This is a genomic window from Actinoplanes solisilvae (assembly GCF_003999975.1).
Classification (GTDB): domain Bacteria; phylum Actinomycetota; class Actinomycetes; order Mycobacteriales; family Micromonosporaceae; genus Actinoplanes; species Actinoplanes solisilvae.
The window spans coordinates 16,705-40,052 of sequence record NZ_RJAC01000018.1 but is presented as its reverse complement, the minus strand read 5'-3'; the positions used below and the strand labels follow the sequence as shown (position 1 = coordinate 40,052).

Below are 23,348 nucleotides of genomic sequence, written 5' to 3'. Positions count from 1 at the left end.
CGGGAACGGAGGCAGCTGACCGTGACCGTCGTCGTCGGAGTGGACGGAGCCGGGCGCACGCATCGGCTGCGCCGTCTCGCCGCGCTGGCGGCCACTCCGGTGTGGTGGTTCTCCGGATCCGAGGGCCTCGCGACCGCGCGGGCCGACGGCTGTTTGATCATCGTGGACGACGCTCACCGCCTCGACGCGGCCACCCTGCGGGAACTGACGCGGGCCGCTCGCGACGGCGCCCCGATGGCGATCTCCCGACGGCCGACGATCGACCGGCCCGAGCTCGCCGGGCTCGACGAGGTGGTCGCGGCCGATGGGGTGGAGTTGCTCGGCCCGCTCGACCGTGACGGTGTGGCGCGGCTGGTCGCCACCGTGACGGGCCGTCCGGTGTCACCGGAGATCGTCGCGGCCGTTCTCGAGGCGTCGGCCGGGATGCCCGCGGTGGCCGCCGCGGTCGCCACCGCGTCGCCCGTGCTGGTGGTTCGTCTGCAGCGGCGTTTCGCGGTTCTGAACCGTCCGGTGATCACGGCCGCGCGGGTGCTCGCGTTGCGGCTCGACCTCACCGACCACGTGCTCGCCGCCGCGGCCGGCCTCGAGGTGGACGGTCTGGCCGCGGGGCTGCGGACGTTGCGCGACGAGGGCCTGCTCGTGCCGGACGGCGAGCGGATGATCCCGGCGGTGGCCGACGCGGTGCTGGGCGAGCTGCCCCCGGCCGAGCGGCGGCGCATTCACGACGCGGTCGCCGGCGCGCTCCTGTCCGCCGGGACCGATCCGGCCGGTGCCGCCGTGCAGCTCCGCGCGGCCGAGGTCAGAACACCGGCCGCTGCCACGGTGTACGCGCAGGCGGGCGAGCGGCTGCGGTTCTCTGATCCGGCCGCCGCGGTGGCCTGGTTCGACGATGCCGCGGACGCCGGTGGTGACCCGGCCGCGCTGGTGGAGGGCCGGGCCGAAGCCGGCGCGCTGCTCGGGCTGCCGGTCGAGGTGGACCGGTTCGCCCTCGGCATGGCCGGCTCGACCCGGCTCGCTCTCGTCGCCGGTGCGGTCGCCGCCCACGAGGGTCGCACCGCGCGCGCCGCCGAGCTGCTGCTGGACGCCGCCGTTCCCGGACCGGTCCTGGCCGTGCCGGCCCTCGCCGGGGTCGGACGGGTCGCCGAGGCGCGGGCGGTGGCCGACAGTCCGGGGCCGACCGCGCTTCGGCGCTGGGCCGAGGCGATGCTCGCGGCCGGTGATCCGCTGACCGCACTGCCGTTGCTGATCGAGGCAGCCGAGGCGGTGGAGCGCGAACCCCCGGCGTACGTCCTGCCGGACACCCCGCACGCGGTCGGTGCCCTGCTCGCGGTCGCGGCGGGCGATGTCGCGTCGGCGGAGCACCTGCTCGGGCGTGCGCACGCCGCCGGGGTCGGCGGGCCGGTGGCCGAGGAGCGGCATCGCCTGCTGCTGGCCTGGGCGAGGATGCGGACCGGCCGCTACGACACCGCGCTGCGCGAGCTGCGGCGCCCGCCCGGGGCCGAGCCGCTGGGCCGCGACCGGCTCCTGCGGGCCGCGCTGGCGGCCGGCATCGCCCGGCGGCGAGGCGACATCGCCGGGCTGCGCGACGTGTGGACCGGCGTCGAGCCGCTGCTGGCGCGCCGCGCCGTCGACCTGTGGCAGCTCGAACCGGTCGAGGAGCTCGCGGTCGCCGCCGCGCGGCTGCGCCGCCCGGAGCGGGTCGAGCCGGTGCTCGACCTGCTGGAGAAGATCGTCGACGGGTCGGCCACCTGGGTGATCGGCCTGGGCTGGGTCCGGCTGATGATCGCGATCGCGGCCGACGACGCGGACGCCGCCGCCGAGGTCGCCGACCGGCTGGCCCTGGTGCCCGGCGGGGGAACGCGGCCGCTCGCGCAGCGCGACGCGGCCGCGAGCTGGGCGGCGGTCCTGGCCGGCGAGGTCGAACCGGAGGCCGTGCTCGCCGCGACCAGCGGGTTGCACGCGGCCCAGTTGCCGTGGGAGGCCTCCCGGCTGGCGGGTCAGGCGGCGATCCGTACGGCTGATCCGGTCGCGGCCCGTCACCTGCTGGAACGGGCCCGGGAGCTGTCCGAGCCGGAGACCACCGCCGCGCCGACCGGGGCCGGCAACCTGTCCGACCGCGAGGTGGCGGTGGCGCGGCTGGTGCTGGCCGGGAGCACCCACCGGGAGATCGGCACGCAGCTCTACATCGCGCCGAAGACGGTCGAGCACCACGTCGCCCGCATCCGCGGGAAGCTCGGGGCGGGCACGCGGGCCGAGCTGCTGGCCATGCTGCGCGAGGTGCTCGGCGAGTGAGGGGCCGTCCCCGATCCCCTAGTCGTCCCCCCGCAGCAGGGGGGACGCCCCGATGCTCGGACCCACTGGTCGGCCGCACGCTGGGGCTGTGCCCGGATGAAGAAGCCGGATGCACGCCGAGCGAGGAGGAACAATGATCACCAACGCGACCGATCTGCTGACCGAATTCGTGACGAACCTGCTGTCCGACCGCGAGTTCGCCGGCCGGTACGCCGAGGACCCGATCGGGACCCTGACGGCCGAGGGCCTGACCGACGTCGACCTGTCGGCCGTGGACGTCCCCGCCGCCGTCAGCGTGGCCGCGGAGAGCCCGCAGGTTCCGGACGAGGCGCGCCTGGCGCTGCAGAGCTTCACCAGCTCGGGTGCGAATGCGGGCAGCGCGGGTGGCGCCGGTGGCTCGAGCGCGGCCAGCAGCTCCGTCGGCTCGACCGTGGCCGCCGCCCCCGCGGCCGCGGCCGGCACCCAGTCCGTCGAGCACGTCGCGCAGCACCTCAACCAGGTCACCTACGCCACGTACGAGGGCGACGACTTCATCACCCAGAGCCTCGACCTCAACTTCACCAACATCAACGACAACAGCGTGGACGTCGACGTCGACAGCAACGTCTTCGGCGACCTGACCAACGTCACCGCCAACGGCGACGGCGCGGTCGCCAACGCGGGCGACGAGGCCGTGGCCAACTCGGGCGACGGGGCCGTGGCGAGCACCGGCGACGGCGACGTGACCGCGGCGACCGGCGACGGCGCGGTGGCCGGCTCAGGCGACGGCGACGTCAACGCGGCGACCGGCGACGGTTCGCAGGTCATCGACGGCGACGTGAACTCGGCCGTCGGCGACGGCGCGCTGCTGATCGACGGCGACAACGACGGTCTCGCCAACACCGGCGACGAGGCTCTGCTGCTCGACGGGGACAACTTCGGTCAGGCCAACACCGGCGACGGCGCCGTGCAGGCCGGCGACGACATCTCCGGCACGGTCAACACCGGCGTCAACACGGGCATCGTGGCCGACGACGTCGACAACGCGGTCGTCGGCGACGGCAACCAGAGCGCCCAGGTCGACGGCGACGCCGACGAGTCGGTGTTCAACTTCGGCGACGGCGAGGTGGCCAACCTGCCCGACGCCGAGATCACCGACAGCGCGGTCGCGTTCGGTGAGGGCGACGCCGGCAACGCCTCGAACAACACCGTCGACGACGGCTCGGCCGTCTCCGTCGGCGGCGGCAACGCCGGCGGCAGTCGGCAGGACAACGACACCACGATCAACGACAACGACACCACGATCGACAACGACACGACCGTCAACGACAACGACATCACGACCAGCGACGACGACGTCGAGGTCACCACGGTCTCCGACAACGACACCACGATCGACAACGACACAGCGGTCACCGACAACGACACCACGATCACCGACGTCGACACCACGACCACCGATGACGACAACGTGGTCAACGGCGACGACAACACCGTCGTGACCGGCTGACCGTGCGGCGAAGTCGCACGGCAGCGGGCCGGCCGGGCCGAGAGAGCCTGGACCAGCCCGTTGCCGTGCCTGATCCCGGCCGGTTCGACCACCACCTGGGAGGAGCAATGACCGAGGCCGTCACCACCACCGGTCCCGCCGCCAAGGCGGTCGCGGTGGTCGACCTGGGGCTGCGCGCATGCGAGGCCTACGACCGGCCCGACGCGGCCGCCCGGCTGGCCGCCGCCCGGCGCGCCCTGGACGATCCGGTGCTGCACGTCGTCGTGGCCGGCGAGTTCAAACAGGGCAAGAGCTCCCTGGTCAACGCCCTGGTCGGAGCGACCGTCTGCCCGGTCGAGGACGACGTGGCCACGGCCGTGCCGACCTACGTGCGGCACGGCGCTCAGCCCGAGGCCAACCTGCTGATCGAGACCGAGGAGAGCCCGCGCCGCGAGAACATCGCGATGGCCGACGTGCGCCGCTACGTCGTCGAGGCCGAACCGGGCTCCGGTTCCGAGGTCGACCGCGTGAGCGGGGTGGAGGTGCGGCTTCCCCGCAAGATCCTCGCCGGTGGCCTGGTCCTGGTCGACACGCCCGGCGTCGGCGGCCTCGCCTCCCCGCACGCGGCCGCCAGCCTGGCCGCGGTCTCGATGGCCGACGCCGTGCTGTTCGTGACCGGCGCCGCCCAGGAGCTCACCCGCAGCGAGGTCGACTTCCTGCGGCGGGCCAGCGACCTCTGCCCGGTCGTCGCCTGCGTCATCACCAAGACCGACTTCTACCCGGCCTGGCGCCGCGTGCGCGAGCTCAACGAGCAGCACCTGGCCGAGCACTGCCCGGTGCCGGTGATGCCGGTGTCGTCGCCGATGCGCTCGCGGGCCGTCAAGACGAACGACACCGGCCTGAACGCCGAATCGGGCTACACCCACGTGGTCAGGTTCCTCAACGACCAGCTGGGACGCTCGGCCGCCGAACGGCTCGCCGACGACGCGGTGGCCGAGGTGGCCGCCCTGTGCGACCAGCTCGAGGCGCACTTCGAGGCGGAACGCGCGGCCCTGGCCGATCCCGAGTCGGCCGCTCGGATCGTACGGGAACTGACCGCGGTCAAGGCCCACGTCGACGTCCTCAAGACCTCGGCCGCGAAGTGGAACCAGACGCTCAACGACGGCATCACCGACCTCACGTCCGACATCGACCACGATCTGCGGGCGAGGGTGCGTACGGTCATCGCCGAGGCGGACCGCGCGGTCGAGACGACCGACCCGGCCGACACCTGGGCCGAGATGGAGCCCTGGCTGCAGTCGAGGCTGGCCGACGAGCTGCTCGGCAACTACGAGCTGCTGCGCGAGCGGGCGGGCCGGCTCAGCGAACGGGTCGGCCACCACTTCCACGAGGCGTCGGGAAGCCTGCCGCCGGTGCACGACCCCGCGTCGCTGGCCACGCTCGACGGATTCGAGCACAAGATCGACCTGCAGCGGATGCGGGTGACCAAACAGGCCATGGTCGCGCTCAAGAACGCGTACGGCGGGGCCCTGATGTTCATCATTCTCGGCAGCCTGGTCGGCGTGCAGCTCGGGCCGATCGGTCTCGGCATCGGACTGGTGATGGGGCATCGCGGCCTGCGCGAGGAGAAGAAACGCCACGTGCAGCGGCGGCGCACCGAGGCCCGCAACGCGATCCGCCGCTACTGCGACGAGGTCATCTTCGTGGCCGGCAAGGACTCACGCGACACGCTGCGGCGGGTTCAGCGGCAGCTCCGCGATCACTACAGCGCGGTCGCCGAGGAGCTCAACCGGTCGAACGCCCAGGCGCTGGCCGGGGCGGCCGAGGCCGCGAAACGCACCCAGGCCGACCGCGAACAACGGCTGCGCGACGTCGAGTCCGAACTGAGCCGCGTTCGCCAGCTCCGGCAGCGCGCCGAGGCGGTCATGGGATGAGCCTGATCGACCGTACGCGGAACACGCTCGCACAGGCCCTGTCGGTGTACGCGGGCACCGGCTACCACGAACGTCTCGCCGCCGTGCGCGACCGGCTCGACGAACCGCTGCGGGTCGCCGTCGCCGGGCGGGTCAAGGCCGGCAAGTCGACCCTGCTCAACGCGCTCATCGGGGAGCGCCTGGCGCCGACCGACGCGGGCGAGTGCACCCGCGTGGTGACCTGGTATCAGGACGGGCACGCGTATCGGGTGACGGCGACCCCTCAGCAGGGTTCGCCGCGCCGGCTTCGGTTCACCCGCGACGACGGGGTCATCGACATCGACCTCGGTGACCTGCGTGCGGAGGACGTGGCTCAGCTCGTCGTGACCTGGCCGTCGCAGGCGCTGCGGTCGGTGACACTGATCGACACGCCCGGCATCGGGTCGCTGTCCGAGCAGATCTCGCGCAGCACGTGGGGGCTGCTCGTGCCCGACGACGAGGAGACCCCGGCCGACGCGGTCATCTACCTGCTGCGCCACCTGCACGCCAACGACGTCGAATTCCTGCGGGCGTTCCACGACACCGAGGTGTCCCGGCCCAGCCCGGTGAACGCCATCGGCGTGCTGTCGCGGGCCGACGAGATCGGCGCCGGGCGGCTCGACTCGATGGCCTCCGCGCGGCGGATCGCGACCCGGCTCGGCAACGACCCCAACGTACGGCGGCTCGTGCAGTCGGTCGTGCCGGTGGCCGGGCTGCTCGCCGAGACCGCGGTGACGCTGACCGAGACCGAGGTCGCCCACCTGCGCCGGATAGCCGCCCTGCCCGTGCGGCAGGCCGAGGACCTGCTGCTCTCGGTCGACCGGTTCGTGCAGGCCAGGCCCGAGCTCGGCCTGACATCGCTCGAACGCGAGGCCCTGCTGGCCCGGTTCGGGCTGTTCGGCGTACGGCTGACCAGCACCCTGCTGCGCCGCGCGGTGGCCGGCACCGCCACCGAGCTGTCGCGGGAACTGGCCGAACGCAGCGGGCTCAACCACCTGCGGGAGATCATCGGGTCGCTGTTCCTCGAGCGCCGTGACGTGCTCAAGAGCCGGTCGGCGCTGCTCGCGCTGGCCGACATCACCCGCTCCTGCGAGCGGCCGGGCAGCGCGGCGCTGGCCGCCGAAGTCGAGGGGATCGTCGCTTCGGCGCACCCGTTCAACGAGCTGCGGGTGCTGTCGAGCCTGCGGGCCGGGTGGGTCACCGGGAAGGCCGACGTGGTGGCCGATCTGGAACAGGTGATCGGCGGGTCGGGCAACTCGGCCGGGCAGCGATTGCGGCTGACGCCGGACGCTTCCGTCCCCGAACTGACCGCGGCGGCCGAGCAGGCGCTGGTCCGCTGGCAGCGCCGGGCCGAGAACCCGATGACCGCGTACGAGATGACCGTGGCCGCGCGGGTGGCGGTGCGCTCCTGCGAGGGGATGCTGGCCGAACTGGGGCGATCCCGATGAAGGGCTCAGCCCAGCGGGTCCCCGTCGTTGTCGGTGTCGTCGGGCTCCTCGGCGGTCAGGTCGGTCTCGAGATCGGTGGGCGCCCAGTCCGCGCCGTCGTCCAGCTCCGGCCCCGGTCCGGCGTCGGGCTCGACGACCTCCAGCTCGGTCTCGGCCCCCTCCCCGACGAGATCGTCGTCGGGGAGGGCCGGGCCGGCGCCCGTACCGAAATCGAGCTCGTCGAGATCGTCGAGGCCGGCCGGCTGTTCGGCGGCGACGTCGGGGGTCGTGCCCACCAGGTCGAACCAGTCGGCGTCCACGTCGGCGGCCCCCGGCTCGGCGCCGACCGCACTGTGCGCCGTCACGTAGGGCGCCAGGTGCTCGGCCACCTCGACCGGCGCGGTCTCGGCGAAGCTGACCACGGCCTCGGCGACGAGCTCGTCGGGCAGCCCGGGGTGGCCCTGGTCGCGCAGCAGCCCGGCCGGGTCGCCGGCGGCGCTCGGCGCGCCGGTGAGGTCGGCGAACACATCACGGAGGGGACGGGCGGAAGCCATGTCCTCAGCCTACGAGCAGCAGACCCCGGTCCGGCTGGGGGAAACCCCCCGGCCTGCCCCCAATCCCGTCCGACTACGAGCCTTGGAGCGACCCGATGTACACGCTCGGCATAGATCTGGGCACCACCTACACCGCCGCGGCGACCTGGCGCGACGGCCACGCGGAAATCGTCTCGCTCGGCAGCCGCAACGCCGCCATCCCGTCGGTCGTGCTGCTGCGCGAGGACGAGACGTTCCTCGTCGGCGAGCCGGCCAACCGTCGCGGACTGACCGAGCCGCACCGGGTGGCCCGCGAGTTCAAACGCCGCATGGGCGACACGACGCCGATCCTGCTCGGCGGCGTGCCCCAGTCGGCCGAGGCGCTGACGTCCCACCTGCTGCGTTCGGTTGTCGACGAGGTGATCAGCCGGGAGAGCGGCCCGCCGTCGGCGATCTGCGTATCCCATCCGGCGAACTGGGGCCCCTACAAGACCGACCTGCTGCGTCAGGCCGTCCGCATGGCCGACCCGCCCGGGACGATCACGTACACCACCGAGCCGGAGGCGGCGGCGGTCAGCTACGCACAGCAGTCCCGCATCGACCCGGGGGACATCATCGCGGTGTACGACCTGGGCGGCGGGACGTTCGACGCGGCCGTGCTGCGCAAGACGGAATCCGGCTTCGAGATCCTCGGACAGCCGGAGGGCATCGAACGGCTCGGCGGCATCGACTTCGACGCCGCGGTCTTCCAGCATGTCAGCGACGCCCTGGGCGGCCGGCTGGCCGAGCTCGACGAGGACGACCCGGCCGCGGTGGCGGCGGTGGCGCGGCTGCGCGAGGAATGCGTGCAGGCCAAGGAGGCGCTGTCGGCCGACACCGACACGTCCATTCCGGTGCTGCTGCCCAACGTGGTCACCGAGGTGCGGCTCACCCGGTCCGAGCTCGAGGCGATGGTACGACCGGTCCTGTACGGCTCCGTCGAGGCGTTGAAGCGGGCCATCCGGTCGGCCGGCTGCACTCCCGAGGAACTGCACTCGGTGCTGCTGGTCGGCGGCTCGTCGCGGATGCCGATCGTCGCCGAGCTGGTCAGCGCCGAGATCGGCCGCCCGGTAGCGGTCGACACCCATCCGAAGCACGCTGTTGCGCTGGGCGCGGCCTGGCTGGCCGGCGGCGCCTCGGCCGGTCAGGCAGCCGAGCCGCCGATCATGGCGGATGCGGAGCGGCAGGAGGCGGGGCGGCAAGAAGCAGGCCGACATGAAGCGGGGCGGCAAGAAGCGGGGCGGCGGGAGGCGGCCACCGGGCCGGAATTGCCCAAAGCGACGTTCACCGGAACGGCCCGAGCCCCGATAGGCAGCCCGGTGCCATCCCCGGCGAGCAAGGCGGGCGACGACCAGGTCACCAGACCAGTCATCGACCAGGTGGGCGGACCACCCGCTGGGCCGGTCAGCGGACCATCCGCCGGGCCGGTGAGCGGATCGCCTGCCGGGCCGGGCAGCAGACCATCCGGCGGGCCGGTCAGCAGACCACCCGCCGCTCCGGCGTCGCGACGCCGGCTGCTGGTGGCCGCCGGAATCGCGCTGGTTGTGGTGCTCGTCGGCGGCGGTGTGGCCTACGCACAGTTCGGGCGCGACGATGACGGCCAACGCGCCAACAACGTCGCCGCCACGGTGCCGAGTGCCGGCCAGAGCGCGTCGCCGAAACCGACCGCGCCCGCCGACGAACTGTGCACCGAGGAGATCAAGAGCAACGAACGCTGGGCGTGCCTCAAGTCGGCGGTCGTCACCGACGGGAAGCTGACCCTCGCGTACGACGTCGATTACGCCGGCTCCAAACCGAACATCAGCACCGGATATCACGTGCACTTCTACGGCAGCGACGGCACGAACCCGCCCGACTACACGATGGGTTCGCACGCCCCGAAGGCCCAGCGCGGCAAGTACTACTACGACGATCACCAGCCGTCCGTGCTGTCGCTGAAGGACGACCGCTACAAGAGCGTGATCGGCAACGCCAAGAAGGTCTGCATCCGCATCGCGGTCGCCGGTCACGGCCTGGTGCCGGACAACAAATCCACCTACAAGACCGGCAACTGCAAACCGATCACCAGATGACCGATGCAGCGGATCCGGCAAGGAACGCGTTCCAATCCTAGGCGGTGACACCGACAGGAGGACGGATGCGCTTCGAGGAGTTCGCAGCGGCGCGGTTGCCCTCGCTGCTGCGATATGCGGTGCTGCTCAGCGGCGACCGCGAAGAGGCTCGCGACATAGTGCAGGAGGTGCTGACCCGGGCGCTGGTGAAGTGGGACCGGATCGGCCAGGTGACGGACCCGTTCGGCTATGTGCGGCGGATGGTGACCAACGAGTTCCTGTCGCTGCGGCGGCGACGGCGCGTGAAAACCGTGCCGCTGGGCCCGGAGGCGGTCGACGGTTCGTCGGCGCCGCACGCTCCGGAACAGGCCCAGCCCGACGACGACCTGTGGCGCCTGCTGATGAAGTTGCCGCGCCAGCAACGGGCGGTGCTCGTCCTGCGCTACTACGAGGGCCTCTCCGATCTGGAGATTGCCGAGGTGCTCGGCCGCCGCACCGGAACCGTGCGCAGCAACGCCAGCCGGGCGCTGGCCGCGTTACGGATCGAACTCGACGAGCCGGCCGCCGGCGAAAGGATCTTCTTGTGACCAGTCTCGACAAGCTCAAGGACACCCTCGAGCGCGGCGCCGCTCTCGCTCCCGACGGCAGCGGCCTGGTGGAACAGGCGCGGGCCGGCGCCGTACGGCTGCGCCACCGCAACCGGATGCGGGCGGTCGCCGCCGTCATCGTCGCTGTGGCCCTCGTGTCGGGCGTGCCGGCCGTCGTCCGGACGTTCGCCGCCGAACCGCCGCCGAACCCGGCCGGGCCGATGACCCACTACCGCGAGCCGCATCAGCTCAGCCTGCAGCTCGCGCCCGACCCGATCTACTTCAACATGCTGTTCGGCACGCGGGACAAGACGCAGTTCCTGATCGTCCGGCCGATCGACAACCTCCGGAACGACTCCGGCGCCACCGCCACCGCATACGACCCCGGCACGTTCGACCCCACTCGACTGCGCCGTGGCGAGCGCGTCACCGTGCAGGGGCGGCCGGCCTTCTACGTGGAGAATCTCGATCCGCCCGTGCCGTCGGCCGGTCCCAGCGCCCCGATCCCCGGCCGTGATGAGGTGCCGTACCGCAGGGGGGCCGCGGTGGGCTGGCAGGACCCGTCCGGTGTCTGGATCACCGTCTCCGAGGGGTCGGATCGCGCCACGATGCTGCGGGTCGCCGAGAAGATCCGGTTGACGGCGCCGACGACGGCGCGGACGCCGGTGCGGTTCGGCTGGGTGCCGCTCGATCTGCCGCTCAGCTTCGCCGAGATCCGGGACGTGGCCGAACACGGGGTGTCGGCCCAGGTCGGGTTCGGCGCCCCGGCCGACCGGCCCGGCGAGACGTCCGGCCCGTTCCTCTCGATGCCGCGCGACACTCCGCTGAGAGTCAGCATGATGTCGATGGAGGGCATCATGACCCTGTGGGGCGAGAACTACACCGAGCTGCCGATGCGCACCATCGCGGGCCACCGCACCTGGTACATCGACCGTGATACGTCGCCTTTCCGCATCGGTGCCGGCAGTCAGATGATGATCCAGGCCGGCTCCTGCGCGGTCACCATCGGCGTTCGTGACCGCGAGTCGATCCCGTACGCGTCCCTCGTGCGGATGGTCGAGAACATGACCTTCGGCGGCTGCGTCGACAACTCGAACTGGCTTCCGATCATCGGTTCCTGAACCGCGTCGTGTGTTTGATTGTCGTTCTATCGACGGAGGAGAAGCTGCCCCGTGGAGCTGAGTGCGGTGGTGACCGGGGCGGCCCGGGGAATCGGGCGGTGCGTGGTCGCCGTCAACCGTGGTGTGGTCAGCGATCCGACCGCGCCCTTCGGCGGCGTCAAGCAGAGCGGGCTGGGGCGCGAGGGCGGGCGCGACGGCATCCTCGAATATCTGGAGGAGAAGTACATCGCCCTGACCGCTTGAGCCTTTACCGTGACCGGGCGTCGGCGAGGCGCTGGTAGAGCTTTACGGCGGCAGCCCGGTCGGCTTCGATCAGGCCGGGTCGCACGGCCACCGCGCTGCGGAACCGGGTGCCCTTGGCCTGCTGGTCCCGCACCCGCTCCAGAACCCGGGTCCCCACGTGATGCTCGCGGTAGGCGGCCGGGTCGGCGGCGAAGGACAGGGTCGCGGCCGCGAGCAGCGTGCGGGGGTCGCCGGCCTGCAACGGCTGGTCCGGTTCGGCCAGACGGGCCACGTCGATCGCGGTCTCGGGCCACCGCGATCCGAAGGACAGCACGCTGGTCAGCGACCTGCCGCCGAAGACGGCGTACGGGCCGGCCAGCAGGCCTTTGACCAGTGGCTCGACGTCCATGGAGAAGTCACTGAGCGCGTGCGCCCCGGTCCAGGCGGCCGTGAGCTCGGCCGCCCGCGGGTCGGTGGGGCAGGTGACCCGCAGCGCGGCCAGCGCCACCTGAATGCGCAGGTGTGCCGTCGGGTAGGCGGCGCTCGCCTGTTCGGCGGCGATTGCCTCGGCCGGCGCGGCCAGGAAATCCGTGAGCGCGACGACGAAGGCCGCTCCGACGCCGAGCACGCCGTAGATGTCGGCGAAGACCTCGCCGAGCCAGCCCGAGTCGTCGCCGCCCATCCAGGCCGTTACGCGATGCTCGGGCGCGCCGGCCGCCGACAGCGCCGCCCGGCCCGCCGCCCGCAGATGCGGGGTGAGGCCGAAGTCGTCCTCGACCTGGTGGCCGGTCTCGTGAGCCAGCAACAGCAGGTCGGGCACGTGCCCGGCCTGGTGCCAGGGGATGACGGTGACCGGCACCGGCAGGGATTTCAGCTCGTCGGCGAAGAGCGTGGTGTAGAGGTCTTCCGCCCGGCCCCGGCGGCGATAGACCGCGTGGCGGGACAGGGCCAGGGGCGAGGTGTCGGTGCCGAAGAAGGCCAGCGGCGGCTCCCGGACGGCGGCCAGATCGACACCGCCCGCCTTCACCGCCTGCTGCTGCGCCGGCTGGTAGCAGGCCCAGATCAGCTCGTCGGCGACCACGAGGGTGTCGCGGATCCAGGCCGGACAGCGCAGGGCGAACTTGCTGCGGAAGAAGTCCCAGACGTGGTGCAGGTCGAGCAGGCGCAGCTCGATCTGCTGCCAGTTCCCGAGCAGATCGTTCTCGGCGTCCAGGTCCGCGGCGACCAGGTCGGCGAGCACGTCGATACGCGTGGTGATGCGCTGGATCTGCGAGTGGTGCTTCTCCAGCGGCCGGCCGGCCTCGCTGTGGGCGCGCCACTCGGCCAGCTCGGTGCGGACGCTGTCGAGTTTGGCGGCCAGCTCGGCCCGCTTGCGGTCCGCGGCCGTCACGTGGTCCACCAGCGCTGCATGACGTACGGCGGGACGTGCGTGGACAGGACGGCCGGGAACCTGTCGTCCTCGAATCGCATGAACGCGGCCGCGGTGCCGCCGTCGGCCAGAAGGCGTACGAGGTCGTTGCGGCGCTCGTACTGCGAGGTGCTGTCGAGACCCATGGCCAGCACCACCGGGATGTTGCCCAGTTCGAGCAGCAGGTGGGTGAAGGCGTTGCGCAGCACCAGTTGGCGCATCGCCTCGCTGTCCCCTTTCGGACGGCCGGGGTCGAGGATGACCAGCGGACGGGGATATTCGGGTGGCAGGGCGGCGAACGCCCGGTCGAAGGTCGTGCCGAACAGCGCCGACGACGAGCTCATGCCGAACCGTTTGCCGAGGTCGGACACCTCCTGGGCCGAGGCGAACTCGACGTACACCTCGTTGCTGCTGGCCCCGAAACCGCCCGCGACGTGCAGCACGGCGAAGCGCCCGCGCAGGGTGGTCTTACGGATCCGGTCGGCCAGCGCCTTCGGATCGGTGTTGACGGTCGTCGTCACCTCGAAGCCGTGCCGCTCGTAGAGCAGGGCGATGTCGACGCCCTCGCTGAGCCCGCCGCGGCCGTGCGACAGCTCGCGGCTGGTGCTCGGCCGCACGACCAGTACCTCGGGTCGCCGATCTGGCTTCCGGCCGGCGCGGTGCAGGGCCTCCCAGTCGGCCTCGTCGAACCGGCCCGACCGGCCCGAGCGGGCCAGGAACGACCGGGTGGTGTTCCCGGTCTCGGGGCCGTTCAAGCCGTCGACGGCGATCGTGACGTCCAGGGCGGCCCGCAGCCCGCGTTGCAGCGCGGCGACCGTGTGGGTGACGGTGAGCGAGTCGCGCAGCACCCGGCAGAAGGAGCCGGGGATGAGTTCCCAGGGGATCGCGCCGACCAGCGTCGAGTCGGTCTGCAGGGCGATCGCATCGGTCCACGCGCCCTCCTCCAGCAGGGCGATGGTCTCGACGAGCGGCCGCAGTGTGGTCCGGGAGCCGAGGAGGTCGTCGACCACGGCGTCGAGCTGCGCCGACAGGACGTCTCCGGCGAACCGGGCCAGTTCGCGGGGATACTTCCGGTCGGGTCCCGGCGGGCGACGCAGGGTCACCGTGAGGTCGTCACGTCTGCGGGTCAGCGCGACGACGGCCTGGCGCCGCGCCCAGGCCGCGATCGTGGGATCAAGGTCGGCCGGCGGCGCCTCGTCGGGCAGCTCCGGGGCGACGATCCCGCCGAACCGCTCGGCGTACGGCACCGGGAGCAGGGGCCTGATCCGGGTCCAGACCAGCTCGGCCCGCTGCCAGAACTGCCGGCACCGGCCGGCGTCACCGACCGCCAGACCGTGCAGCGCGCGGCCGATGTGCAGGTAGGCCTCCCACGGCGACCCGGCCGCGCCGCCTCGCGCCAGCAGGGTCTCGGCCTGGTCGAGCACGCTGTTCACGTCGCGGTGCCCGGGATTCGACAGTGACCAGAGCACGCCACCCGACCCGGAGAGCACCGGCGCGTACTCCTCCTCCCAGATCGGATAGCCGAGGTGCGCCACGGCACGGCTGCCGGGTTCGAGGCGCTCGGCGGCGTCCCGCAGCAGCCACGTGCGGTAGTTGCTGTCCTGCAGCTCCTCCTCCGACGGCCAACGCCGGGCCAGGTCCTCGATCGCGTCCAGGGCCTGCCGCCGGTCACCGAACACGCGCTGCACGTCGGCACGAATCAACTGCAGGATGCCGGAGTCGCGCAGCTCCTCGGGCAGGCCGAGAAGCTGGTCGAGCTCGTCCCGCTCCCACGGCGTGATGTCGATCCGCTCGCTGCGGCGCAGGGGTGCCAGCAGACTGAGCCGGGCCCGCGGGGTGTCCATCCTCCGCAGACCCTCGAGCAGCATCCGTACGCCGATCTCGCTGTCGACCGGCAGGATGACCAGCCCGAGCCGCACCGTGCAGTGCGGCGCGATGCCCGGCCCCATCACCCGTACGGTCTGCTGGAACAACTCGTCACGGTCGGGCCGCCCGGTCTCCACGGCGGTGCGCAGCTCGCTGAGCCGGCGCCGGAACCAGCCCTCGCCGCCCCGGTGCTCCTCGGCGTCGCCCGAGCCGAACACCAGGTATTCGGCGTGCCGGCCGAGGGTCGCCACACCCCGCAGGTCGAAGTCGGCCGGTTCCCCGGCCGCCGACCAGGACCGTTCGACGTCGCCGAGTTCGCGCCAGCCCGACGTCACGTACTCGAGCTCGGCGTAGGCCGCGTCGAGGTTCAGCAGGGTCGCGTTGATGACGGCGTGCAGTTCGGCCATCTCCAGATTGAGCCGCACGTGCACCCCGCTCGGCGGAGTCGTCTGCTGGCCCATCGCCTGGTTCAGCTGGGCGAGCGCCCGGAACGGCCGGCCCTGCGCCAGGTAGGCGGCGGCGACGCACCATGCTCGGGCCGGGGAGGGCGGCGTGTTGCGCAGCCGGTCGAGGAGGCCGGCCGGATCACCGGCGCGCAACCAGATCCGGCCCTCCTCGATCAGCGCCGGCGCGTCGGCGTCGGTCGGCGCCGGCTCGTGCCCGAGGCCGCCGAGAACGGCGAGCGCCTGCTGGGTCTGGTCGAGTCCGGCCAGCACCCGGGCCAGTTTCTGCCCGACCCCGCGCCGGGCCAGGAGGTCCGCGTCGTCGAGGATCTCGTAGTAGAGGGCGATGGCCCGCTCGGGTTCCCGCTCGACCAGGCCGTCGGCGACGAGCTCACGCAGAGCCACCTGATCCGCCCCGTGCGCGTCCGGCAACGCCCGCTCCGCGATCCGGCCGGCCTCGCCCACGTTGCCGGTCAGCCGGCTCGCGACCGCGTGGACCAGGGTGATCTCGCCGGTCGGCGCATCGGCCGGGCCGTGGTCCGACCACAACCGCTCGGCCAGGCGCAGCTCGGCCAGGGCGTCGTCGATCCGGATCGCCGCCCCGGCCCCCGCCTGCTCGGCCCGCAGGACGGTCGCCCGGGCCCGCTCGAAATGAGCCCGGGCCAGCAGCGTCCACGGCACCAGGAGCCGATCGCTGTCGTCCACGAAGGGCAGGGGTGTGCCCTCGTCGTCGACGTAGTCGGGGCGGAGAAGCTCGGCCGCCACGCGGGACCGGTCTTCCGGACCGCCGCGGTTCTCGGCCCGGCCGAGCGCGTCGAGCCACCGATCGGCCGCGTCCGCCGCGCCGGCCTGGAACCGGTGGAAGACCGCGTCCAGGGTCCAGGCGACCCAGGAGTCCGGCTCCTGCTCGGCCCGCAGGTCGCAGTAGGTGGCGGCGGCCGCGTGCAGGTCGAGGAACACGCCCTGTTTGCGCAGCACCCGGCGCATCGGGGTGAGCAGGTCGGGGTGGAACAGCACCGAGTCCGGGTGCTCGACCTGCAACGACACCCACGAGGAGGCGGACGCGTACTGGGTCAGCCGTTGCCACACCGGGTTCAGATCGAGTGGCTCGTCGCGGCTGGCCAGCAGGTCGGTGCGGAAGAGACGGCCCTCCTCGGCCCCGGGCAGCGCGTCGTCCCTGGGCTCGTCCAGCTGCGAGTTCCCGGACATCGCCGCACGCAGATAGGGCGGCATCACCTGGGTGACGAAGCTGCGGCTGAGCCGTCGCGGAACCACGCCGTACCGCAGGAGCCAGCGGATCGGGCCGTCGTCGACCCGCGAGATGATCCGTTCCACCAGCTTGATCGTCTCGGGGTCGTCGTAGTCGAGCACCTCCTCGATCGTCAGCCCGTCCTGGTCGCGGGCCAGGTCGGCGAAGAGGGCCAGCTTGAACGGGTCGCCGGCCGACTTGAGGATCATGGCGCCGGCCAGTCCCGCGTCGGTGACACCGCGCTTCGTGAGGTAGGCGTGGCCCTCGTCCTCGGTGAACGGTCCGATCGCCACGGTCGTCAGGCCGGGCAGGATCTCGTCCAGATCCGGCACCCGGTCCGGGTCGCGCAGGTCGTAGCGGCCGGCCACCAGAAGCCGTACGGCCGGGCATCTTCGCACCACCTCGGCCAGTTGCTCGAGGATCGCGCCGGGCCGGCCCTCGGGGTGCAGCAGCACCTGTTCGAAGGTGTCGAAGACCAGCACCACGGGCCGGTCGCCGGCGGTCTCGGCCAGGGTGCGGATGAAGCGGTCGGTCACCTCTTTCGACACCTGATGGTCGGCGCTGAGCTGCCCGGTCGCGTGCGCGGTGGCCAGCGTGCGCGACGGCACGATGTCGAGCAGCGACCGCAGCACCCCGCGGTCGTTCAGCAGCTCCTGGAACGGCGCGCCGGGCAACTGCCGGTTGAGCTGGTCGGCCAGTTCGAGCAGCAGCAGCCAGGGACGCTGCCCGGCCGCGGTCGGCGAGGCCTGGTCGAAGTCGATGCGCGCGCACGGGATGCGGCGTGGCTCGGGCACGCACCAGCGGGCGATGAACCAGCGGAGCTGCATCGTCTTGCCGCTGCCGCCGGGAGCGTGGATCTGCAGCACCCGCGGGCCGTCGCCGGTGATCAGCCGTTCGAGCGGGGCGTCGAGCGCGGGCCGGTTCAGATAGCGGGCGGACTGCAGGAACTCGGTCGACCAGTACGACCTCGCCCGCAGGTAGGCGTGCCGGTCGGCCCGGATCGCGGCCAGTTCCGGTCCCAGCCACTGCAGGCGGCCCGGTTCGCTCAGCGTGTCGAGCACGTCCTGGCAGCCGGCCAGGTCGAAGCGGCGGTCGGCCTCGTCGAACAACTCCGTCGCCAGGGTCACGGCCCGCCGTCCATCGGCGACCGCGAGGTAGTACAGCTCCTCGAGACGATCCCGGTGCGCGGCGTGGGCGTCGGCGAGCCGGCCGCACAACTCGACCACCCCGGGCGGCACCCTGTCCTCGGGCCCGGCCGGCCACTCGGCCAGCCAGTCGTCACGGATCTCGGACCGCAGCCGGAACAGCGACTCCGGACCGGGCACCGACTCGGCGTACCCGTCGTGGACGAGCTCGTCCAACGGCGCCTTGGCCGGCCGGTTCAGCACCTCGTCGAAGATCGTACGGTCGAAGGAGCGCGGCACCGCGCAGCGCCGCAGGATCTCCTGCCGGTCGGACGCGACCATCGACCGCTGTGCCTGCCACGGGTCCTGTCCCGCGGTCAGCCGGCTGAGCAGCTCGTCAAGGTAGGCGTCGTTCATCTGCTGCCCCACCCCTTGACGGCTGTCTCGATCCACGCGAAGAGGCTGGGAGGCCAGAATTCGTCGAGGTCGCCGGCGATGGCCTGCAGGATCAACTCGAATTTGTCCCAGGACTCGTCCGGGTGCCCGGATCGGGCGTAGTGCTCGCGGTGCAGGAAGTAGAACAGCCGGCGGCTGAACCCGATGACCTCGACCGGCTGCATGAGCTCCCGGACCGGCCCGCCCAGCAGATCGCGCTCATCGTCCCGGAGCACCACGATGAGCCGTACGCGTCTCAGCTCACCCCGGGCCGCGGGAGCGAACAGCATCGGGCTCAGATGGGTGCGCACGTCCTCGGCGAGCACGCCGCCCTGCGCACCGATGCTGAGATGGTCGATGGCCACGGTCAACGGCCTGTCCTCGGCGGCCTTCGTCAGCGCCTCGGTGAACCGCGTGAAGATCCTTTGGGCGTACGAGAGAGCGTGCTCGCCGGTGGCGACGAAGCCCGGCCTGGGCGGCACGGCGGGCACCGGGTCGTCGGCGCGTGGCTCCTGACCCGCGGCCAGGCGCTCGATCTCGCGGTTGAACTCGGCGAACGCGGCCGCCGGCAGAGGGGAGCGCAGCGACGACCCGCCGGTCTGACCGTCCCGGACGGCGTACAGCACCTCGAGCCACGACATGCGCCGGACGCCCCGCAGGTCGACGTAGCGCGCGTGATGGCCGCGGCTGGCGCTGGTCAGCAGCGCCGAGTAGGCCAGCCGGGTGCGGCCCGCCTTCTCGGGCCCGGTGACCCCGAACAGGCCCGCGGGCCGCCCGCCGGGCAGGTCCATCGCCCACCACATGCTGCGGCGCTGCTCGTCGCGGTCGACGAGCTTGCGCATCTCCTCGAACTCCTCGACCCGCCGCAGGGTGTCGCGCTCGTCGGCGGTCAGCCCGCAGGTGACCGGCAGGACCTCGGCCGGGTCGGTGCTGAGGTAGAGGACCGGCAGCGCCCAGTCGCGCTGTTCGGCGCCGATCGCCTGGATGATGTCGAGCCGGGCCTTCGCCACGGCGACGTCGACCGGTTCACCGGCGATCAGGGCGCCGTACAACGCGTCGGAGAAACGCACCGCGACGGCCGAGTCGACCAGGCCCTGCATCGCGACGATCGCCGGCATGTGGGCCGCCATGCCCGCCTGGACGACACCCCAGACGCCGTTCTGCAGGTCGATCTCGGCGCCGCGGCAGGCGTTGAGCACGAGCAGCCGCGGCACGAAGCCGAGCAGGCCCATCCGGATGTCGGTGGCCGAGACCGACCACGCCTTGCCGGTGATGGCGTCCTTCATCGCGAGGACGGGCGTCTCGGTGCCCGCCGCGTACCGACCGTGACCGAGGAAATGCAGCACGTGCGGTCTGAGCTCGCCGGCCCGGCCGTAGAAGTCGTCGCGACTCGGCTCGACCAGCACCTCGGTGTGCACGCGCCACGGCTGGCGGGAGAGCGCCCGCTGGATCGCCGCGACCTCGGACTCGGCGCTCAGATCGGGCTCGGCCGAGCCGACCACGATCAACACCCGCAGCGGGCCTGTCCCGTTCGCGGGCGCGGGCTCCGCGGCCGGCCGGAACGGGAACTCGCCGCGGACCAGACCGCCGCCCGGCGGCAGGACGGCGGGCAACCCGTCGTCGCTGAGCAGCTCCCACGGCAGGCGGGCCATCGCGCGGGCGCGGACGTCGAGGACGGTCCGGGCGCCGGGCGCGGCCGCCCGGGCCTGGTGCCAAGCGTTGCCGATGCCGCCGGCGGCCAGCAACTGGAACAGGTAGGCGCCGATCGTCTCGATCTTGCCGGCGCCCGCGCCGTACTGTTCCAGCACGGCCTGGCGGATCAGCAGGTCGGGATCCTCGTCCTGGCCGGCGCCGAACGGGGGAAGCACGCGAGGGAGAACCCCCTCGGCGAGCCGGGTGCCCGCGCCGTCGTCGAGTTCGAGGCGGAACGACTCCGCATCCGACTCGAGGATTCGGATGACCAGCGTGGACGCTTGACCGGCCGGCATCAGCGTCTCCGGGGGAACCATTCGTCGACCACTTGCCGCAGGTCGGCCAGGGACTGGTCGGACGGCCCACCGTTCTGCGCCGGTCCGCCACCCTGGACAGGCCCGCCACCCGGCATCGGCCGGGCTCCGCGCCCTTCCGGCCCGTCGCCGCCACCACGGCTGTCCGTCTTGGCCCGCACCAGGGCGGCGACGGCCTGGCCGTGCATCGCGTCCTTCTCGTTCGCGTCGGCGCGCTGCCGTTCCTGGTCGGCCACCTGCTGAGCCTGTACGGTCTGGGCCCGCTGGACGCCGGTGCCGAAGAGCGCGCCGGCCGCGGCGAAGACCAGCGCCTCGAGGCCGCCGAACAGGAAGATCAGGCGATCCCAGTGCGGCGAGGCCCGCAGGAAGATCAGCACCACGATGAAGACCAGGAACAGGGCGATCAGGGCCACCGCGATCGCCTTCTCGAGCGGGCCGAGAACCACCGCGGGCGGGGTCGGCGCCGCGGGCGGGGTAGGCGGAGCGGGCGGATTCGCGGTGGGCTCGCTTGGCGCACCGGTCTGCGGCGTGGTTCCCGTACTCACGATGATCTTCCTCCACAGGGGATCAGGTCGCCAGTCAATCATCGTGGTGGTGCCTCGTGAAGGCACTTATCGGATGACCGTCAGCCGACGATCGGGTCGCCTCCGGCCTGGTGGTTGCGTGACGCGGGCGCGCGGTGATTCGATGTTGCCGCGACGGTCCCTCCGGCACCGGTCAGGAGGCCGTCATGCTTGCTGCTTTCGGCCGTACGGTCTACGTACGGCGTCTTGCGATCATCGCTGTGTGGGTGGTGGTCGCGTTGGCCGGCGCCGCGCTCGGGGGCAGCGTCTACGACCGCACGCAGACGATCGACACGCTGCCCGCCGGAGCACCCGCCACCATCGCGCAGGAGCGTCTCGACACCCTGTCACCCGAGGGCGAACGACTGGTCGCCGTCATCTCCGGACGCGAGGTCGACGCCACCGATCTGGTCGGCAGCGTCACCCGCATCGCGTTCGAGATCCGCGCGATTCCCGGCGTGGCCGAGGTGCAGGACTCGTACACCACAGGGTTTCGGGAAATCTCGAAGGACGGCCGCAGCTCGCTGATCACGGTCGAGTTGAAGCCGGATCTGAGCGACGAGGAGGCGTTGCGGGTCGCCGACCGGGTGAGCGAGGCTCTGCACCGCATCGACGCTCCCGAGATCCTCATCGGTGGGGAGCTGCTGGCCGAGCGAGAATTCGGCGACCAGGCCGTACGCGACGCGGCGATCGGCGAGTCGGTGGCGCTGGTCTGCGTGGGGCTGCTGCTGATCGTCGCGCTGGGCGGTCTGGTGGCCGGGTTGCTGCCGCTGGCCGCCGCGCTGGGTGCGGTCACCGCTACTCTGCTGGCGCTGACCGGGCTGACCAGTTTCCTGCCGGTCAGCGACTACACGGTCAACGTCGTCACGCTGCTCGGCATCGGGCTGGCGGTCGACTACGGGCTGCTGATGATCGCGCGGTTCCGGGAGGAACGGGCGGCCGATCCGCGCGCGCCGCTGGCCGAGCTCATGTCACGTACGGTCGCCACGGCCGGGCGCGCGGTTCTCGTGTCGGGCTCGGCTGTCACCGCGGCGCTGGTGGGGTTGTTCGCGTTCGGCGATCCGTTGTTGTCGGCGATGGCGATGGGCGGGGCGCTGGTCGTCGCTCTGACCACGGCGACCGGGCTGACCCTCGTACCGGCGCTGATCGCGGTTGCGCACCGGCGCATTCCTGCTTCTCGGAAGTCCCGAGGACCCGGGGTGCTGTCCCGTCTGGCCGCGTTCGCTCAACGCCGGCCGGGTCCGGTGGCGTTGGCGGCGACGGTCGGTTTGCTGGTGTTGAGCGGTCCGCTGTTCTTCGTGGAGTTCGCCAACTCGGACGTCCGCTCGCTGCCGGATAGCAGCAAGGCACGGCAGGCGTACGAGGCGGTGCAGGACGGATTCGACGACCCGCCGAAGCAGCCGCTGACCCTGATCATCGAGGCGGATCCGGCCGTGGTCAAAGAGTTGTTGACCACGGTGAAAACCCTGCCTGAATCGTCGGATATGTTCGAGCGGTCCGACCTGCCGCCCGGGGTGAGCGTCGTCGACGTGACGCCGATCGGAAGTGCTGACGGCCCGGCGGCGCAGGCGCTGGTGGCGCGCCTGCGGGCCCTCGACGCGCCCGCGACCGTGCTGGTGGCCGGTCCCGCGGCGGAACTGGTCGACGCCAAACGGTCGGTGGCCGGGCGCGTGCCCCTCGCCTTGACGATCATCGTGCTGGCGACCGGGGCGCTGTTGTTCGCCCTCACACGGTCGGTGGTCGTACCGGTCAAGGCTCTTGTCCTGAACATGCTGACGCTGGCCGCGACCATGGGTGTTCTCGTCGCGGTCTTCCAGTGGGGCTGGGGCGCCGGCCTGCTCGGGTTCGAACCGTGGGGGGCGCTCGACCTGACCACGCCGCTGCTGCTGTTCGTGTTCGCCTTCGGGCTGTCGATGGACTACGAGGTCTTCCTGCTGGCTCGCATCAAGGAGGAGTGGGACCGGCGTACGGGTTCCGGCCGCGCGGCCAACGATCGGGCCGTTCTGGCCGGGATCACCGCGACCGGGCCGGTGGTCACGACGGCGGCGCTGGCGATCGGGGTCGTGTTCCTCGGCTTTGTGCTCGGTGGCCTGGTCGCGGTCAAGGAGATCGGCGTCGGGATGGCGGTGGCCGTTCTGCTCGACGTCACGGTGGTGCGCGGGCTGCTGCTGCCGGCGACGATGTCGCTGCTCGGCCGCTGGAACTGGTGGCGGCCGGCGGTGGCTGCCCCGGCGCCGGTCTCGCGGGTTCCCGTCGGCTGACCGGGCGCTCGCTGACCAGGCGTGCCGGGAGTCTGACTCTCCGTTCCGGAGGGTGATTGCTGCGCGGTGTGTCCGGCGCGATGCGGTTGGTTTGCCCGGAATTCGAGGACGGCCTTTGTGGACTATCGCACTGATGGGGGCATTTGAGGAGATGTGCTAGCGTCGCCCGCTCTGGATGATCAATTGACGGTCGGCACCGCGGACAGGTTCGGTGGGTCGCGCCGCCGAAGCGGAGGTGCCGGATGTCGGACGAGCCCACTGCGGAAGTTTCCCCGCTCGAGCCCGGCACTGTGGATTCCGA

Annotated in this window: 14 protein-coding genes; 9 read left to right on the top strand and 5 right to left on the bottom strand. The window is 72.2% G+C overall.

Translation table 11 applies throughout. The features are described 5' to 3' along the window. The first annotated feature begins 21 nt into the window (after window positions 1–21). The 4 genes from EER30_RS33315 to EER30_RS33300 all read left to right on the top strand — a co-directional run bounded on the left by EER30_RS33315 (window position 22) and on the right by EER30_RS33300 (window position 7,160). Entirely contained in the window at window positions 22–2,292 is a 2,271-nt protein-coding gene (locus tag EER30_RS33315; RefSeq protein WP_240670456.1) for a helix-turn-helix transcriptional regulator, read from the top strand. A 133-nt stretch (window positions 2,293–2,425) separates the two neighbouring features. Continuing rightward, window positions 2,426–3,781, top strand: a complete 1,356-nt coding sequence (locus tag EER30_RS49620; RefSeq protein ID WP_127504646.1) for a hypothetical protein — start codon at window positions 2,426–2,428, stop codon at window positions 3,779–3,781. 107 nt (window positions 3,782–3,888) lie between these two features. Continuing rightward, window positions 3,889–5,694 carry a dynamin family protein gene (locus EER30_RS33305; protein WP_127504645.1) on the top strand — a complete coding sequence of 602 codons (1,806 nt, stop codon included), beginning with the start codon at window positions 3,889–3,891 and terminating at the stop codon, window positions 5,692–5,694. Continuing rightward, the gene (locus tag EER30_RS33300) at window positions 5,691–7,160 is read left to right on the top strand and encodes a dynamin family protein (protein WP_127504644.1); all 1,470 of its coding nucleotides are present in this window, start codon (window positions 5,691–5,693) and stop codon (window positions 7,158–7,160) included. The genes EER30_RS33305 and EER30_RS33300 overlap by 4 nt, the downstream gene beginning before the upstream one ends. 5 nt (window positions 7,161–7,165) lie before the next feature. On the opposite strand, the gene EER30_RS33295 is transcribed toward EER30_RS33300, so the two are convergent. Then, the gene (locus EER30_RS33295) at window positions 7,166–7,693 is read right to left on the bottom strand and encodes a hypothetical protein (protein WP_127504643.1); all 528 of its coding nucleotides are present in this window, start codon (window positions 7,691–7,693) and stop codon (window positions 7,166–7,168) included. 95 nt (window positions 7,694–7,788) lie between these two features. On the opposite strand from EER30_RS33295, the gene EER30_RS33290 reads away from it, so the two are divergent. From EER30_RS33290 to EER30_RS49475, 4 genes are all read left to right on the top strand, one after another. Beyond that, on the top strand, window positions 7,789–9,783 hold the full coding sequence (locus EER30_RS33290; protein WP_127504642.1) for an Hsp70 family protein: 1,995 nt from the start codon (window positions 7,789–7,791) through the stop codon (window positions 9,781–9,783). A gap of 65 nt (window positions 9,784–9,848) precedes the next feature. After that, window positions 9,849–10,349, top strand: coding sequence for a SigE family RNA polymerase sigma factor (locus EER30_RS33285; RefSeq protein WP_127504641.1), 501 nt, complete (start codon window positions 9,849–9,851; stop codon window positions 10,347–10,349). Then, window positions 10,346–11,470, top strand: a complete 1,125-nt coding sequence (locus tag EER30_RS33280) for a hypothetical protein (RefSeq protein WP_127504640.1) — start codon at window positions 10,346–10,348, stop codon at window positions 11,468–11,470. Before EER30_RS33285 ends, EER30_RS33280 begins: the two co-directional genes overlap by 4 nt. 51 nt (window positions 11,471–11,521) lie before the next feature. After that, the gene (locus EER30_RS49475; RefSeq protein ID WP_349290899.1) at window positions 11,522–11,713 is read left to right on the top strand and encodes an aldehyde dehydrogenase family protein; all 192 of its coding nucleotides are present in this window, start codon (window positions 11,522–11,524) and stop codon (window positions 11,711–11,713) included. Window positions 11,714–11,717: 4 nt separating this feature from the next. Here EER30_RS49475 and EER30_RS33270 read toward each other — a convergent pair whose 3' ends face one another. The 4 genes from EER30_RS33270 to EER30_RS33255 are packed head-to-tail and all read right to left on the bottom strand — an operon-like array spanning window position 11,718 to window position 20,768. Further along, complete coding sequence (locus tag EER30_RS33270) at window positions 11,718–13,082, bottom strand: hypothetical protein (RefSeq protein ID WP_127504639.1); 1,365 nt, start codon at window positions 13,080–13,082, stop codon at window positions 11,718–11,720. Further along, window positions 13,079–18,235 carry a hypothetical protein gene (locus tag EER30_RS33265; RefSeq protein ID WP_127504638.1) on the bottom strand — a complete coding sequence of 1,719 codons (5,157 nt, stop codon included), beginning with the start codon at window positions 18,233–18,235 and terminating at the stop codon, window positions 13,079–13,081. The genes EER30_RS33270 and EER30_RS33265 overlap by 4 nt, the downstream gene beginning before the upstream one ends. Continuing rightward, window positions 18,196–20,205 (bottom strand): CHAT domain-containing protein, encoded by a 2,010-nt coding sequence (locus tag EER30_RS33260; protein ID WP_127504637.1) that lies wholly within the window; start codon window positions 20,203–20,205, stop codon window positions 18,196–18,198. Before EER30_RS33260 ends, EER30_RS33265 begins: the two co-directional genes overlap by 40 nt. Next, window positions 20,205–20,768, bottom strand: coding sequence for a hypothetical protein (locus EER30_RS33255; protein WP_164842560.1), 564 nt, complete (start codon window positions 20,766–20,768; stop codon window positions 20,205–20,207). The genes EER30_RS33260 and EER30_RS33255 overlap by 1 nt, the downstream gene beginning before the upstream one ends. A 185-nt stretch (window positions 20,769–20,953) precedes the next feature. Here EER30_RS33255 and EER30_RS33250 point away from each other — a divergent pair, with 185 nt between their 5' ends. Then, complete coding sequence (locus EER30_RS33250; RefSeq protein ID WP_127504635.1) at window positions 20,954–23,047, top strand: MMPL family transporter; 2,094 nt, start codon at window positions 20,954–20,956, stop codon at window positions 23,045–23,047. Window positions 23,048–23,348 lie beyond the last annotated feature (301 nt).

Coding starts and splice junctions, on each gene's coding strand:
- EER30_RS49620 (WP_127504646.1), top strand. CDS start 2,426: ATGATCACCAACGCGACCGATCTGCTGACCGAATTCGTGACGAACCTG.
- EER30_RS33305 (WP_127504645.1), top strand. CDS start 3,889: ATGACCGAGGCCGTCACCACCACCGGTCCCGCCGCCAAGGCGGTCGCG.
- EER30_RS33300 (WP_127504644.1), top strand. CDS start 5,691: ATGAGCCTGATCGACCGTACGCGGAACACGCTCGCACAGGCCCTGTCG.
- EER30_RS33295 (WP_127504643.1), bottom strand. CDS start 7,693: ATGGCTTCCGCCCGTCCCCTCCGTGATGTGTTCGCCGACCTCACCGGC.
- EER30_RS33290 (WP_127504642.1), top strand. CDS start 7,789: ATGTACACGCTCGGCATAGATCTGGGCACCACCTACACCGCCGCGGCG.
- EER30_RS33285 (WP_127504641.1), top strand. CDS start 9,849: ATGCGCTTCGAGGAGTTCGCAGCGGCGCGGTTGCCCTCGCTGCTGCGA.
- EER30_RS33260 (WP_127504637.1), bottom strand. CDS start 20,205: ATGCCGGCCGGTCAAGCGTCCACGCTGGTCATCCGAATCCTCGAGTCG.
- EER30_RS33250 (WP_127504635.1), top strand. CDS start 20,954: ATGCTTGCTGCTTTCGGCCGTACGGTCTACGTACGGCGTCTTGCGATC.